Here is a 16123-nt window from a genome sequence, read left to right as displayed (position 1 = left end):
TACCTGATACTTTACAACACGCAGTTGCCGCAGTCAGCCCTTGGGAGCCGAACGCCGATGCAGGCCATGAAGGACGGGCACAAGTCCCACCCCCATCTCTTCGTCAAATCACCGCGTAACCTGCCGGGACGCGATGGCTAGCAAGTAAATCGGCTGTGCGGCTAAATCGGCTGTGCGGCCTTGCGAAAGCCGCCGCTTGAAATATCACAACACCGCTGGCTCTTGAATGAAAGTTCCGTTTGCGATAAACGCTTGGTAAGCAGTTGCCGGTCATTTCGCGGCACCATCTTATTCAAGCAAGGATAAAGTATGTCTAAACAGTTGTTGATTTACGAGCGTGCAACGCCAATTTCATCTGAGTCGCATCGCAACTGGTCAGTTCAATCTGGAAAGAGCTATGGATTTGCTAAGGCTGTAAATTCTTCACCGCTTCTAGCGGCCGAGTTTGCAGCAGCAGCACCTGAATTTACCATTATATTTGCAGGCACTGCAGAAGCCGTTTTTCCATCGGTGATCTTGGGCTTTCAAGATGGCCAGAACATCTTTGTCGCAGAAGACGGCGCCTGGAAGGGCAAATATGTCACCGCGTTCCTGCGGCGATACCCCTTCGTCTTTGCCGAAGCCGAAGGCAAGGGCAGCTTTACGCTGTGTATTGACGAAGAGTATGAAGGCCTGAACAAAGAAGGCAAGGGCGAGCGTTTATTTGATAGCGAGGGCGCCCGCACGCAATATCTTTCGGGTATTCTGAACTTTGTTTCCAGCTATCAGGGACAATACGAACGCACCAAGCTGTTCTGTAAACGATTGGTCGAGTTGAAAGTCCTCGATCCAGCTCAGGCACGGTTTTCATTGCCAGACGGTAAAACCGGGTCGCTGGCGGGATTTTTTACCATTAATCGTGACAAGTTGAAGGCCATCCCGCAAGAACAACTGTCCGAGATGTTCCAGAACGACGAACTGGAATTGTGCTATCTGCATTTGCAATCGCTGAACAACATCAACGCGATGACGCAGCACCTGAATGTGGTCGACGCGCCTGAGACAGCAGCAGCCTGATTCAGGCTACATCGCCAAAATTAGCCCTTGGAGGGGCGTTTGCATATGATCGCTCCTCCGATGACCGTTGAAAATTGCCTTAGCTCCTTTCTGGGAGTGATTGCGCTGGATGTGGCGATCGGCTCGGGGCTGATCGCGGTGTTGGCATCGGGCGGTCGGGCCAAACCCCCGCCTGCGCCTCTGGTGGCAATCCTGCGCGAGATCAGGGTGATGAGATCTGATGATTTCGCCTTGACCGATCGGTTCGCGTTGCTTTGGCAGACACATGCCAAGCAGTTGCAGGCCCGCGTTGGATTTTTGCGGCTTGCGGCCGCAGATGTGGCACGGCACGCCGAAGATCTGTTCGAAGACGCCGACACTTTCATGGAAAAATCATCAACCTTCCGCTATTTCGACTATGATTCCGCAATGCAGGATGATCCGGCAGCGCGTGCCCACACACAACGCTGGGTGAACTATGTTGCGGCGTTGACCGATGCAGAAGCACCCGGTTTACTGGATCAGGTTTCGCTGCCCGACACAGGTCTAGTGCTAGAGGTCGGCGGAAACGCAGGGGCATTTGCGCGCCATCTTTTGGGACGCCACCCGGGAATTTCATATGCGATCCTTGATCTGCCGGGCGTCTGTGCGTTGGGTCGTGCCGATCCCGAGAACGCCCATTTTGGTGATCGACTGCGTTTTCTGCCCGGTGACATGCGCAGGATGAACTGGCGGATCGAGGCGGGCGGGGCCCCGGATGTGATCCTGTTCAAATCGGTTCTACACGATTGGCCCGCAGAGCAGGCCGCCGAGCTGCTGGCGCGTGCAGCCCGGTATGTTGGCCGATCTGGTCGGATCGTCATTCTGGAACGGGGCGCCTACACCAGTGCCAATCTTCACGAACTTCCCTTCAGCAGCACCGCCAATCTTGTATTCTCGCCTTTCTATCGTGACCCCGACACCTACGCAGAGGCCTTGCGCGCAGCATGGCCGTCAGCGCAGGTCACGGTCCACCCGGTTTTGCTGGACATGGGTTGGTTCGTCACAACGGCAACGGAGCGCGCCGCATGAGCTTTCCGATCATTGCCATCAGCGGTCCCCCTGGAGTCGGCAAATCAACGGTTATTGCCAGTCTTCTAAGCCAGATGACGCTGCACGCCGTCTATTTTGACGCGCATGAGACTATGACGGATCGATCCGTTGCCGAGATCGAGGACTGGATTTTGCGTGGGATGCCTCTGGCGGAAATGGTGCCTGCGGCGCTGGTTGATCATCTGAAGGCTGCCTGTCAGGATCGCCTGGTGCTGTTTGAAACACCGCTGGGGCGGGCGGTTCCCGATCATTCCCGTCTTATTTCCCGTTCAATCTGGCTGGATTGCCCAGCCGATATCGCCCTAGCGCGTAAAATAGATGAAACGGTGTCGGGCGGTGATTGGGACTCTGTGACCGACCTGACAGGTTGGTTAAGCGGATATCTGGCTGCCTATCCGCGCATCATAGCCCCGAGTTTGGCACAACAGGCGGCGCGGGTGCGGCCGCTTGCGGACGATCTGATTGATGCGAGCCGCGATGCTTCTAGTGTTGCGGCGCAGATCCGCCACATTGTCGAGCAGGTGCAACTTAGCTATTCGGTATAGCCCGAAATCGCCAATTGCACGTCGCGTTGCCGCTCGCGGACAAGCAGATCAACCCGGACTTTTGCTTGCCGCGCGTCTTCGCGAGATTGGCAGTGCCGCAAAAGCGCCAACGTTATGCGCGGCCAACCAGCCCGGTGTGTCCACCGCGCTGCGGCCCGCATGGCCGCGCCTCGCCGCGCCAGAATGTCATCCTGTAGACTGAGCACATGCATGACACGACCGGGATCGCCCTGGCGTCCGCACCGACCCGACAACTGCAGATCAACCCGGCGACTGTCGTGCAGTTCTGTGAGGAGGACATGGAGCCCCCCCGCAGCTTTCGCCTCGGGTGTGAGCTTAATATCAGTGCCGCGCCCCGCCATGTTGGTTGCAACGGTCACCCTGCCCGCCAATCCAGCCTGAGCTATGATCGCCGCTTCTTCCGCATGGTTATGGGCGTTCAAAACCTGATGCGCCGCTTCCCTTAGGGCGTCACTGACATCTTGCGACCCCCCGACGGTCTTTGCTCCGATCAGAATCGGTGCGCCACGGGCCTGAAGCTGTTGCACATGTCCGGTGATCGCGGCCCATTTCTCGCCCAGTGTCGCGTGAACTTCGGCTTTGTCCCATATCCTTTGGTCGGGCAGACGGGTTGGGATGCGACGCACACGCATCCCATAAACATCCCACAACTCGCGCGCGGCACTGCGAGCCGTGCCGGTCATCCCCCCCAACCGTATGTAGCGGCGAAAGAATTTCTGTAGCGTGATTCGTGCGATGGTCTCGAACAGATGGGTCAGCGGCACATCCTCCTTCAACTCGACCATCTGGTGAAGCCCCTCGGACCAAGTACGGTCGCCCATGACGCGCCCCGTGCTTTCATCAATGATCTTAATCTTGTCTGCCTCGATCAGATAATCGCGGTCCCGTTCGAACACATGCAACGCGTTCAACGCTTGCGTCGCCGCATGTTCCCGAATTGCCGCCACCGACAGCGGCCCTTGCGCTTGGCTAAGGGTCTGGGCAAGCACGTCACGGCCTGCATCTGTCAGTTCGGCAATCCGGTGCCGTGCCAGCACGCGAAAGTCACGGCCAAGCGTCAGATCACGGGCTGCCAGCATCGCCCTTCGCAGAATGTCGGGCGCAAGGCCGCCGGGATGAGTGACGCCGCCACTCAGGATGAAGGGCGTGCAAGCCTGATCAATCAGTACCGAGTCTGCCTCGTCGATGATCGCCGCCGTCAGGCCCCGCATCACCAGCCCACTGGTCGGGGCGCCTTCTCCCACCAGAATGCGGTCAACTTTCCGGGCTAGATTGCCGGGGTGGGTCCGCAGGCTTCCTCTATCGCGCAAATAGTCGAACACGATCTCTTTGGCGGTGCAGTGCACCACGTCACAGGCGTATGCCCGCCTGCGCTGGTCTGGGGTCTGGCCTTCCAGCACCAACCCCACCGTCAAACCAAGCGCATGATAAAGCGGCGCAAAGCTGTCATAATCACGTTGGGCCAGATAATCGTTCACCGTCATCACATGAACCGACACGCCCCCAAGGGCGAGGGTGCCTGCCGCCAGCGTGGCAGTTAGCGACTTACCTTCGCCTGTCCGCATTTCAGCTATGGTGCCGTTCAACATTGCCCATGCCGCAAGGATCTGTACGTCGAAGGGCCGTTGTTTCAGGGTGCGATCGGCGCATTCGCGGATCGCGGCAAAGGCAAGGGCTACAGTCTTCCGTTTTGGTCGCGTCCGGCGCAGGGCTCGACTTAGAATTGGGCGCAACCCGCGCAGATGCTCGCGCAAGGCGGCATCGGACAATGCTACAAGATCGACGCCTGCGGACTCTGTGACCCGAACAATTGCGGCCCGACTGTGCACCGGCGGCAATTGGGCCAACACCGGCGCGACATAGGCCAAAACAGAGCGCGCAATGCGGTCAAACTCCGAGATCTCGGGCTGGACGCGCTCGGGATAGACACAGATCGCCGGCAGCGCCCATGGTGTTTGCGAAGCAATGTGCGGGGCTGGCACCGTCATTGATTAAAATGCCGCAAGAACAGTTGGCGCAGCCCACGCAGCACCCGGTAGCCATAGGGTTCAGCGCCATGATCAAACCGCACCACTGCACGTTCGCCGATCATTGCCCCCGTCAAAGCCTCCACTGGAGCAATCTCAAACTGAAACAGGCTTTCAACGGCGCGCAGCCCCTCGGGGTCATTGGGGTCAGATACAATATCACCGCCAGCACTGGTGGCGAGCGCCTTGGATGGCAGAATCATTGAGCCTTCGGGCACCGCACCCGTAAGAATCGCGGGATAGGAGTGACTTCTGTCACGTTGCAGCACAAAATCTATGTGTTGTGTGCGGTTGCGCACCAGTTCAGCCTGATCTTGCCCAACGGCAAGACGCAAGGTCGGTGCTGCGACCGGCCAAACATATCCGACAGCCTCGCCCTTGCGCACCAGACGCCCGACCAGATCCTCAATATTTGGCAAATAGATATTGCCGCCATGTGGTGCGCGCAGGATCAGGTTGGCTTCGGTCAGGTGCAAGTCGGTCAGTTCCTGACGGGCAAACGCAATCTGTTGGCGCAGAATACTGGCTTGAACTCGATCCAGCAAAGATGTGGCCTGTGCTTCTAGTTCCAGTTGCCGCAGGCTGGAGGCAGCGACACTAATTCGCGCGGAAAGTATAGGGTCTGCAAGATGCAGAACCGGCGCTCCTGCCGCAATGGCTTGGCCTGAGCCAACATCCACGCTGGCCACAAACCCTTCGGCTTCGGACCGCAAAATTGCCCGCTTATCCGGCCAGATCACGCCCTGAGCCACGGTGGCATAGGGCATGGAAACCGCAAACAGTGCCAGCAGTGCCACCAGCAACAGCCCGGCACAGACCAGCATCCCCTTGCCTCGTGTGCGGCCAAGCGACGGTGAAAACAACACGAAATACGCTCCCTTGATGATCGGATACACCAGCGCCGTAAAGATGCTGAGAGCCGCCAGCAACAGGCCGAACACAAGGAAGCGGCTTGCGATAAACAGCGAGATCGCCACCATGATCATCAGCCGATACACAAAGGACGTGACAGCATAGATCACCAGCCATGGCGGTTCGGAACCCGAGGTTGCCGGGTTGACCGCATCTTTGTTAAGCAGCAGGTGGCGTTGGCACAGATACCAGAAATACGTATTGGCGCGTGGCCCCATATTGGGAATTTCCAGCAGATCTGACAGGATGAAATAACCATCAAACCGCAGCAGCGGATTGCCATTGAACAGCAGCGTCGAAACGCCCCCGATCAGCATCACGTTATAGGCAAAGGCCCGCGCAATGCCCGGTTCGGCGCTAAGCCAGAAGATCAGTGCGATGCCCGCCAAAGTCAGTTCTACCAGTATTCCCGCAGCCCCAACTGCGATGCGCTGCCATTTTGATCCGAAGGCCGTGGCTTGTGACGCATCGACATAGGGCACCGGAATGAAGATCAGCAGCATCAAGCCAACCTCGCGCACTTCGCCCCCCCACCATTTCGTGGCATAGGCGTGCCCAAGTTCATGCAATCCCTTGACCAGCGGATAGGCGCACAGAATCAATGCGATGTTTGAGCCCACCAGGATTTTGTCCCCGGCACTCTGGGTCAATGCTGGCCAGTTGAACACCACAAGAACCAGCGACATCAGGATAAAACAGACCCATAATGCCATGAACCACTTGGTAAAGATCGGGGCGACCAGACACTTTGTGCGATCCAGAAATGAGTTCGGGTCCAGCAGTGGCAAGCGAAGGGCGAGCGGATTGCGAAAATGGGCCAGCGTTTTCTGACGGTTCAGGCGCTGTGATCGGCTGGCCAGTTCAGCCAAATCAGGTGTTGTGTCGGCGGCAATAAGATCTGCCTGATACAGCTGACTTAGCAGCCGGATGGTGTCTCCCTGCGTCGGGGGATCATCCGGAAAACGGTCGCAGGCATCCTGCCAAAGCGTCTGCAAAGTGCGTTCGCCATCCATGCGGCCAAACAAATAATAACCTTGCGGGGTCAGTCGGTTGAATTTGCCCGACTGATGATCCTGCACGATCACCCAGATCATTTCACGAAATATCTGGCGGTGAAAATCCACTTGGCGGCGCACCCGTGGCTTCAATGCGGCCACTCGGTACCAATCACCCGAAAGAAACGGCCCCGCCATCCCTATACTGGCCAGTTTGTCCAGAGTGCCATGCGCAGCCAATCCGCAACCGGTTTGAACCAGATCACATACATCGGCCTGCGCTCGATCTCGATCCGGGCCGCCCCCTGCATCCCGTGACGCAGTTCGGGTGCGGCCGCGTCCAGTGCGGCCACGACGCGGAATGTGGTGCGTCCTTCGCCATATTCGGCAATCGGCAAGACCGATCGGATGTGCAAAGGATAAGCCCGGTCCGGAAGCGCCGTCAGCCGTAGCACGGCGGATTGCCCCGCCACAACATTGGCTATCTGGCGTTCATCTACTTTCAGTATGATCCGGAAATCAGCGATCGGCGCAATGCTCATCAATGGCTCGCCCCGGCTGACCGATGCGCCGATAGACCGGCTCATATCGCCTGAAATCACCAAGCCGTCAAAGGGGGCGCGCAGTTGCGATCGCTCTAGCTGATTGTCGATCAACAGAATCTGCGAATCTGCCTGCTGGATGCGCGCCTCGCGGATGCCGGTCTGCGAGCGGTCGCGCGCCGCAATCGCACTGTCCAGCTCTAATTGTTCTTGCTGTTTCACCGTCGTCAACCGCAAGCGTTCCAACACCAGATCGCGGTCATCCAGCCGGATCACCACTTGCCCTTGGGTCACCAGATCGCCTTCGCGCGCATTGGCCGCCGCGATGAAACCATCGAAGCCCGCGGCAATCACCCGTTGAGTCGATCCTTCGACCGAGGCATTGGCCGAAACTGTCAGCGTTTGGTGCACCGTCACCATCAAGACCAGCCCCAAAACAACGGAACCGACGATCACCTTGCGCAGGAAGTGGCGCGGCCCGATCAGAGCGCGTGCCTGATTTTGTACAACCTCCAGCGCCTTGGTGATCAGCCAGCGATCATTCTGCCGTTTTTCCACCAAAATGGGTGAGATCACCGTAACAATGGCTTCGAGCATTTCCACCTCGGCGGGTTGAAACGGGTCGGCCTTGGGGCGTTCGAACACCATCGCGCCGACATAGGCCACGCCATCAAACATCGGCACCGTAAAGATGCTAGCTCCGCCAAGATTGTGATTCATCGCTTGATGCGCCACCGACAAGGGGCCGCCCGCGCCAACAGGCAGCGGCCACAGCATCGCGGTTTCCTGATCGATAGCTTCATCCATCGCCGCCTGAATGTCACGCACATCCCGCAGATTACGTGAAAATTGTGCAGCGTTGGAAATCGCCTGAACTCGGGTTTGGCCGCGCCTGTGGACCCCGAGCGAGGCACGGTCACAGCGAAACCTTTGCGCAAGATCCGTCACGGCCGCCTGTGCCGCCTCTAGATATCCGGGCCGTTCAGCCACTGCGATCACGGTATGGAGTGCCGCCGCAGCAGTGTTGTAACTGCGTCCAGAGCGGGCAATACTGTCTGCGCGAAACCGGTCTTGCAGCCAGCCCGCACTCAATTGCACCAATGCCAGAAGCTGGGCCATCGCGGCCTGATCGGCAAACTCAGCCTCGACCCCGACCGCCCCCACGGTTTTGCCCTCGACCAGCACCGGGACGACAAACGCCGTCAGCTTATGTCCCTGATCCTGCGCCGCACTCGGCAATCTGCCGGACACGATAATCTGGCCGCGTTCGGATGCATCTGCCAATGCTTGCAACAAGGGTTGGCCTTCAAGGCGGTTTACAGGGTGATGCGCATAGGGAATCGTGTTGCCAGTCTCTGCCTCAAACCCGACCACCGTTAGAAAATGCAGCCCGACGCCGCGCAACTCATCCATACGCGGCAGCATCACTGCCACCCAATCGCGTGCAAGATCAGCCGTTGAAGACGTCTGCATCAGGCCCTGAAGCAAGCGCAGTGCGTCAAGACCATCCGGTTGCGTGCCTTGCGGCGCGTGCGCGTCTCCAGTGGTGAAGGCCTGCGGTGCCGACCCGATCATCACTCATCGACCTTCAACACACCATGACGGCTTTCATAAGTGTTCAGCACGTCTGAAAGGACACGGCTTAACCGCTTGGCCGCATAGGGCGTCAGGATCTGACGGTGGTTGAGATCAATACGCATCACGCTGTCTGCGTCTGCGTTCCAGCTGCGTGTGATTCCGAAAAAAATCTCGATCTGCTCCCGCGTGGCCTGCACGTTGATCACGTTGGAAAACGACGTTTCCATCTTGTCGTCATACCATTCTACCACGCCAGTGCGGCTGGTTTCGGTTCTGCTTGGCTCGTCGTGCTTCATGGCACCCTTCATGATCCGTTGCTCATTGTGTTTCATTACAATCTACCGGGCAGCGCGCGCCGCGAGAAACCGTTGGTAGGCAGTCAGGGCCGGAGCAGGCGTTACCACCACAACCACAGGCGTTGCAGCAACTACGACCTCGGGTGTCGATACGACGGGTTCCTCGACGATCGTCGCCGTTGACCTAGAAGACTCTGCAACCACCGCAGTGGCAGCGCTATTTCGCGCCGCGAGGAAGCGCTGGTAAGCCGTCAGGACCGGGACGGTGGTTTCTTCAACCGCCGCTGTGACCACCACTTCGGGCGTTGTCGTTACGGTGACGGTTTCTGGCTCGGTCGTGGTGGACGCTTTGGTTGTTTCTGCCACTGTCGTAGTGGCCGCATTGCGCGCAGCCAAGAAACGTTGATAGGCCGTCAGGACCGGAGCCGTCGTTTCGGGAACTGTCGATGTGGTGCCGGAACCCGTCGCAGCTGGCGTCGTGGTTGCACCACCCGAACTTGACGACGGCGTGCCGACCGCCGCTGTCGGGACCATCCAGAACCCACCTTTGTCATCGACATAGGCAAACAGAACGCCGCTCGCCGTTTTCAGCTCAGTCAGCTTCGATGTTCCGGTCGTCACCTTGCGATTTGATGCAGTGACCGCCTCAAAGGCCTTGCTGGTCGCGTTGTAGGTGTAGGTCGAGACACCTCGCGTGCCGCTGGCGGTCAGCGCCGAACCTACGGTGATTTTCACTGACTGGCTGGCAAAGGCCACTTGGGCTGCCGTGGGGGTGCTGCGGCCATAGGTGCCGTTCAGCTTGGTCACGTCCACTCCGGATACCTTGGCCGACAACACGGATGCTCCGGTGCGGTTCACGGCCATCTGTGACGCGCCTTTGACACCGTAGGCCACATCGCCAAGCGTCGACTTGACGATGATGTCCTGCGCGCTTGCCGCCAGCATATAGGTCAGGTTCGCACTGTTGGCGGTTGCGCTGTCCAGCAGTTCAACAGACCGGCGCATGACCTTGGACGTGGTTCCAGACACGCTTTGATCGACGAACTGGACGGCCCCGCCGTTGACAAGGCGCAGCACATTGGCATTGCCCGCCACCACGACGTTGCCTTCGCGGGCCCGCCCGTCTGCCGCCGTCGCCGGGGCGGTCTCGTTCAGCGCACCCGACCCGCCGAACAGTATATCCGCTCCGGCTAGGTTCGCTGCCACCGACACCAACCCACCGAACAGGCCCGAAGACCCGCCGATGATATCATCCTGGCCGCCATTGCCAAAGATCACGTCGGCACCCGAGCCGCCCTCGATGTAGTCATCGCCGTCGGTGCCGACACCGTTGAAATCCAGCACCGACGCCTTGACCGCAAGGAACGCGCCGCCACCAGCACCGGTGATTTCAGGCGTGCCCATCGAGCCGTAGGCATAGTCCAGCATCCCGCCTGCCGCAGCGGCCTCCAGCAGCATCGCGCCACCCGAGGTCGTGGCAGAGGACTGGCCGTTGATCACCGCATTTGTGGCCTTCCATGCCACCAATTTTGCATAGGCTGCGGCACCGCTCCAGGCACCGACGCCCAAATTCTCCAGAGAATCCGCGATGCCGTTGCGATTGAGGTCCAGCGACCCGTCGCCCTGGATCACGTCATTGCCGGCTTGGCCGAAGATCATGTCATTGCCAGCCCCGCCCGCAATGTAGTCGTTGCCATAGGTCGAGGCGACCATGGTGGGCGAGGTGAACAACCAGATCCCCCGCGCCGGGCCCTCCGGGTTGGCCTGCGCAAGCGTGCTGACCGTGGTGGCTCCCGTTATCGTCCGTGTGCGCACATCGGTCGCGGACCGGATCACGGACCCGCTGTCGCCGAGGATCACGTCATGTCCCGCGCCGCCATCAATCAGGTCGCCGCCATCCGACGAGGCCGTCGCGCTGACCGAGGTGGCCATAGCCGCCGTCAGATAGTGGCCGCCGATGATGTCATCATCCCCGGCGCCGCCGTAGATCGTGTCAGCGCCTTGGCCGCCCACGATCATATCATCGCCGGTGCCACCGTTGATCACATCCGCGCCGCCGCCATGGCTTGCGCCGGTGAACGTCGACTGGATCGCATAGCCTGCGGAAATCTGCAGGAAGCGTGTCGGCTCAATCGTCCCAGAGATGCTCGCATGGTCGCCAAACAACAGATTGTTGCCCGCCGAACTGCTGATCCGGTCGGCACCTGTGCCGCCGATGATCAGGTCGTTGCCCGCGCCTGTCGTGATTACGTCGTTCCCGCCCGAGGTCGAGAACAGCGTTTCCACCAAAGTCGGCAGATTCGCACCAGTCTGCGGATTGGCAAAGACCACCCGCCCGTGATCGCCCAGAATGATGTTCGCCCCGGCTGCCGTGCCGGTTGCAGCCCCGGCCGAGGTGACGATGCTATCTCCGCCCGCACCGCCCAGAATAAGCGCACTGCCAAGACCTGTTGTGATGATATCGTCCCCGCCGTTGGTGCCCACGACAGTGGTCACACTCGACAACGTCATCGGAGCCTTGCCGACGGCTGCCGCTGCGGCAAAGCCGATCAACACGCCTTCATCCCCAAGGATGACAGCATTGCCATTTCCAGCCGTGATCACATCGGCGTAAGCGCCCCCGACAATGATCGCCGCTCCGTTTCCGACCGTGATGGTATCAGCCCCACCCAGACCCGAGAACGTGCTTTCGATCCGGGTTGCGACGCCGTTTGCCGGGTCGAAGGTCAAGGTGGCGTGGTCCCCGACCACAATGCTGGCGCCCTGCGTCACAGAGGTGTTTCCCAGTGTGATGCTATCCGCGCCGACACCGCCCATGACGATGTTCGCACCCGTGCCGGCCGTGATGGTATCCGCCCCGCCCAAGGTCGCGCTGAGGCTGACAATTGACGTGATGATGTGCATCGCCGCGCCGGCGGGCTTGGTGCCCGTGGCGGTGCTGGTGATGCGGGCATTGTCGCCGATCACCACATTGCTGCCATTGCCCAGTGTCACGAGGTCAAGCCCGGAGCCGCCAAGCACGATGTTCGCGCCGTTGCCCGCAACGAGAGAGTCGTTGCCATCGGTCGTCGCCATCAGGGTTTCCACCCCAATCACAATCTGGTCCATGCTGGTCGTGGCAAAGGTGATCAGCGCATGATCGCCGGTCAGGATGTTGGCGCCTTCGCCGCCATCCAGCGTATCCGCGCCAGTGCCGCCAATCAGAATGTCATTGCCGCCGCCCGAGCGAAGAATATCGGCACCGCCCAGCAAAGTGCCGGTCGAGGTGATCGAGTTGATCGCGCGCTGCCCATTGGAGCCCTGCCGGAAAAGGATATCCGCGGAATCCCCGATCAGCACATCGTTGCCATTGGCATCGCTGCCACCGCCGCTTATCGGGCCGATCCGGTCTGCGCCAAAGCCGCCGACCAGAATGTCGTTGCCGGTGCCGCCATCGATGATATCCGCGCCGCCCTTGGCAAGATCGGTCGACCGTGCCGCCGCAACCAGCCAGACCTGGCCCAATCGGAAGCTGCCCGACTGGCTTTCGAGCGTGCCCAGATCACCGAAGATCAGATCATCGCCTGCGCCTCCGGAAATCGTATCCGCCCCTGCCGTGCGTGGATCGGCTGACAGTTTGCCGGTCGTAATCTGGGAAACGCCCTCGACCACCACCGCACGCGTTGCCAGATTGACCCAGACGCCGCTGTCGCCAAACAACAGATCGTTGCCGCCATTGCCGCTGATCATGTCATTGCCAGAGCCGCCCGCAATCAGATCGGCGCCCTGGCTGCCCAGGATCGTATCGTTGCCCGTGCCGCCATCGATCACGACGCGCACCACGCCCGCCGCCCCGGCTGTCACCTGCGACACGTCGATCATATCGCCGTTGCCCGATGCGGTTTTCGTCGCATCAAAGAGCCAGCCATTGCCGTTCTTGGCCCCGACCGCATCGCTGTAGCGCAATCCGGCGGTGTCGCTGTCGCCATAGATCACCAGTGCCGTGCCGTCGGCCACGTTCAAAGCCGTGATCGTATCAGCCCCGACGCCGCCATAGATCACAGTGGTCGCGACAAAAGCTGTGCTGTCGGCGGTTGCCGTGGTGTCGGTGATGACGAATGTGTCATCGCCTTTGCCCATCAAGACCTCGATGGTCTCGAAGCCGCTATAGGAGACACCGCGTTGATAGATCAGACCGCCTTTGCCATCGGCATCGACGCCAAGCGTCACGGCCCCGGTCGCCATACCAAGCCCGGCAACAAGCGTGCGCTGCCGTCCATCAAACCCGGTTGAATTCCTCATCGTTCCGCTCAGACCGGCAGTTGCGCCGTCGCTGTAGAACACCACCCAGTCATTGGTCGTCGTTTCCAGCGTAGTGATGGTGACCGTCTTTGGGCCACTGTAGGCTTCGGCTTTCAGCATCACCGGCTGACGGAATCCCAGAGTATAGACTCGCGCCGCATCCAGCGTGATCGCCCCCGCCAGCGCTGAAAGCTGATGCGTTCCCGCATCAAAGACTTTCAGTGCTCCGCTCTGGCTGCTGGCACCCAAAGCCGTCGTGCTGGCTGCCAAAATCCAGGCATCGTAAGAGGTCGCGGCCGGATCGGCAAAGCTTACCCCGGACCCGCCAAAGCTGCCCCCGAAGCCACCGCCACCAAAACCAGACCCTGAGGGCTGGCCTGTGATGACCGATTTGGTCACATCGCCGGACAACGAAACCATATCGCTGCCCAGATCTCCGATGATCCGGGTTGCAGTCAACACACCGGTGGATTGCACGAAAATAGAATCGTCGCCTTCGCGGGCGTCCAACTCGATGAACTCTTCGGTTCCAGAAAGGCTGATGCTGCGACCCGCCCCCCAGACGCCATTTTCGGCGGTCACAAAAGCGTCTGCGCCTTCGGTGCCAAAGACACGCATGGTGTCGTTGCCAGCGCCGCCCACGATTTCAACCGTGCCGTTTGCCTTATAGCGGTTGATTTCGGTCTGTGTTCCGGCACGCAACAGCGCATGGATGGCAAAACTGTCATCGGCATCGCCACCTTCAAGGCGCAACAACGCATTGTTGGAATAGACGTTAAACGTATCCGAACCAGCCCCGCCGCGGATCAGCGTGTCGTAGCGGATGCCGTTCGAAACCCAGCCACGCGTGGTTTCAGTTGTGGTTATGCCATCGGTGCCACTGCCGAACGTGCTGCCGACCGCCGGTGCCGAGCCGTAGATCTGCCCGATCAGGAAGGTGTCATTCCCCTCGCCGCCATCCAGCACCATGACGGTGCTGTTGTCATCTGACACGAACAGATCGTCGCCTGCCAGACCGCTGACCAGCAATCCACCGTCGATGGCTGAGTTATAGCTGATCCGTTCCGCCGTGGCGGGACGCGCCGAGGCATTCGCTAGGATCTGTTCGGGTGTACCATGCAGCAGGGCGACATAGCCCTCGCGGCTGAGGAAGGTATCACGCTCGGCGGTTCCCAGCACCACCAGACGGTCGGTGCCCCGGTTGGACGCGCCGCTGTCGAAGACCTTGATATTGTAGTTCACCGCCTTTATGGCCCCGGTGGCCGACCCATGCGTGAGGATATTCACCTGATCGCTGTCCGCGCCGCCATCGATCAGCAGTGTATCGGTCTGGCCCTGCCCCGGTAGACGGATGATGTCGATGATATCGTCGCCCGCGCCGCCATAGATGACCGAGGTGCCGCCAAGGGCGGTCATGTCCTGCATCAGCAGGTAATCCGCATCTGCACCCAGCTCGAACGTCGTTGTGGCCGACCGGATTGCGCCGTTTGCGAGATAGACGGCATCAACCCCGGCGCCCGCATCAATCAGCGTTGCTTTCGCTACGGTGATGCTGCCGCCGTCCTGCACGAACCGGTCATTCCCGTCGTTCAGCTTGACCGTGAGGAAGGCGGTGCTGGTCAGGATGGTATCTGTCCAAGTTACGAGATCCTGCCCGCTGGACAGATCAACCGTCACGCCACCGCGACCCGCGGTCACAGTGCTGCCTTGCAGCGTCATGGTGGTAGATCCGGCCCCGGTATTCAGAATCTGCAGCCCGACCGACGCCGTCAGGTCGCCGGTCACTTCCAACACGTCCGCACCGCTGTCATCGGCCCCCAGATTGATCACCACATCCGCGCCACGGCTAATGAGTGCCGCATCTTGCGTGATCCGCACGAGATCGCTGCCCGCGCCGGTGGTTATGGCCGTCTGCCCGGTCGCTGTGACGACATCATTGATCACGATCAGGTCAGCACCCGATCCGCTTGCCAGAAGGAACGCCCGGCCAGCAGTCACTGCCTTGTCCAACAGGTAGCTTGCAGCGCCGGTGCCAGAGTTGGTAAGCGTAATGTCGGTTTCCGCGTTCAACGTGCCGTACAGCCGAAGGCTGGCTGTGCCCGAGGTGACTGACCCCAGACTCATCCAGATTGCGCCCGTCTTGGCAGTAACCGTCCCGTTTAGAACGACCGTATCCGTTCCGGACAAGGTGGAAAGCGTCACATTCGTTCCGGCGCTTACATCGCCGTCAATCGTGATAGCATCGCTTCCATTGGCCAGACTGATCAAAACGAACGTGCCGGTCGTCACGTCGCCGGTGATTTCAACCACTGCTCCGTAACTGCCAGCGTTGCGGACAGTCAGTGACGTTCCCGCATCCATCGACCCGCTGACCGCCAGCGTATCCTGTGAACCAGCCCCAAACAGGCCCGAGCCACCGTCGCCAAGATCCACAAGGATCAACCCTGCCGTACTGGTCATATCGCCAAGCACCGTGATCTTGTCAGTGTCCGCCCCAGTGCTGAGGGTCATAGCCCCGCCCGAAAGCAGGTCTTTGGTCACATGCAACACATCTTTGCCAGAGCCGGTGGCAACAGTCAGCGTGCCTCCGGCACTTACTCTGCCAATAACCGTCAGGTCGGCATCGGCAGGGCCAGCGGCCTGCAAGGTGATGTTCGCACCCGCTATGATATCGCCGCGAAGAATATCGAAGGTTTGGGTACCCCCGGTCAACCCGGCACCAAGATCAACCAGCACAGAACCCGCGACTGCCGTCAGCGTGCCTTTGACTTCAATGGCATCTGTCCCGGCCCCGGTTGT

At 59.9% G+C, this 16123-nt stretch carries 8 protein-coding genes and 1 pseudogene (1 of these 9 running past the window's edge); 4 read left to right on the top strand and 5 right to left on the bottom strand.

Annotated elements, in window-relative coordinates; all coding sequences use genetic code 11:
* From Q7V03_RS08430 to Q7V03_RS08415, 4 genes and pseudogenes are all read left to right on the top strand, one after another.
* A pseudogene (locus Q7V03_RS08430) lies at positions 1-141 on the top strand (IS481 family transposase); the annotation flags it as partial.
* Positions 142-309: 168 nt separating this feature from the next.
* Positions 310-1056, top strand: a complete 747-nt coding sequence (locus tag Q7V03_RS08425) for a SapC family protein (RefSeq protein ID WP_304925154.1) — start codon at positions 310-312, stop codon at positions 1054-1056.
* Between the two features lie 60 nt (positions 1057-1116).
* Positions 1117-2106, top strand: a complete 990-nt coding sequence (locus tag Q7V03_RS08420) for a methyltransferase (RefSeq protein ID WP_304925153.1) — start codon at positions 1117-1119, stop codon at positions 2104-2106.
* Complete coding sequence (locus Q7V03_RS08415) at positions 2103-2672, top strand: AAA family ATPase (RefSeq protein ID WP_304925152.1); 570 nt, start codon at positions 2103-2105, stop codon at positions 2670-2672. The genes Q7V03_RS08420 and Q7V03_RS08415 overlap by 4 nt, the downstream gene beginning before the upstream one ends.
* Here Q7V03_RS08415 and Q7V03_RS08410 read toward each other — a convergent pair.
* The 5 genes in view from Q7V03_RS08410 to Q7V03_RS08390 are tightly spaced (at most 59 nt apart) and all read right to left on the bottom strand, a layout consistent with a single transcriptional unit that may run on beyond the window.
* Complete coding sequence (locus Q7V03_RS08410; RefSeq protein ID WP_304925151.1) at positions 2660-4681, bottom strand: translocase; 2022 nt, start codon at positions 4679-4681, stop codon at positions 2660-2662. The two genes, Q7V03_RS08415 and Q7V03_RS08410, sit on opposite strands and share 13 nt — an antisense overlap.
* The gene (locus Q7V03_RS08405; RefSeq protein ID WP_304925150.1) at positions 4678-6768 is read right to left on the bottom strand and encodes a PqqD family peptide modification chaperone; all 2091 of its coding nucleotides are present in this window, start codon (positions 6766-6768) and stop codon (positions 4678-4680) included. The genes Q7V03_RS08410 and Q7V03_RS08405 overlap by 4 nt, the downstream gene beginning before the upstream one ends.
* Before the next feature lie 59 nt (positions 6769-6827).
* Positions 6828-8744, bottom strand: coding sequence for an HlyD family efflux transporter periplasmic adaptor subunit (locus Q7V03_RS08400; RefSeq protein WP_304925149.1), 1917 nt, complete (start codon positions 8742-8744; stop codon positions 6828-6830).
* Entirely contained in the window at positions 8744-9043 is a 300-nt protein-coding gene (locus tag Q7V03_RS08395; protein WP_304925148.1) for a DUF3467 domain-containing protein, read from the bottom strand. The genes Q7V03_RS08400 and Q7V03_RS08395 overlap by 1 nt, the downstream gene beginning before the upstream one ends.
* Before the next feature lie 42 nt (positions 9044-9085).
* Positions 9086-16123 carry the end of a calcium-binding protein gene (locus Q7V03_RS08390; RefSeq protein WP_304925147.1) on the bottom strand. Its footprint extends 21954 nt past the window's final position, so the window shows 7038 of its 28992 coding nt (coding positions 21955-28992); its start codon lies beyond the right edge, outside the window; its stop codon occupies positions 9086-9088.

Source organism: Cypionkella sp., from assembly GCF_030652235.1.
In the GTDB taxonomy this organism is placed as follows: Bacteria; Pseudomonadota; Alphaproteobacteria; order Rhodobacterales; family Rhodobacteraceae; genus Cypionkella.
Note: the sequence above shows the minus strand (reverse complement) of the source record. Positions and strands in the feature narration are given on the sequence as shown.

Bases quoted from the DNA above. Each gene is read 5' to 3' on its own strand.
- Q7V03_RS08425 (WP_304925154.1), top strand. From the start codon at position 310: ATGTCTAAACAGTTGTTGATTTACGAGCGTGCAACGCCAATTTCATCT.
- Q7V03_RS08420 (WP_304925153.1), top strand. From the start codon at position 1,117: ATGACCGTTGAAAATTGCCTTAGCTCCTTTCTGGGAGTGATTGCGCTG.
- Q7V03_RS08415 (WP_304925152.1), top strand. From the start codon at position 2,103: ATGAGCTTTCCGATCATTGCCATCAGCGGTCCCCCTGGAGTCGGCAAA.
- Q7V03_RS08410 (WP_304925151.1), bottom strand. From the start codon at position 4,681: ATGACGGTGCCAGCCCCGCACATTGCTTCGCAAACACCATGGGCGCTG.
- Q7V03_RS08400 (WP_304925149.1), bottom strand. From the start codon at position 8,744: ATGATCGGGTCGGCACCGCAGGCCTTCACCACTGGAGACGCGCACGCG.
- Q7V03_RS08395 (WP_304925148.1), bottom strand. From the start codon at position 9,043: ATGAAGCACGACGAGCCAAGCAGAACCGAAACCAGCCGCACTGGCGTG.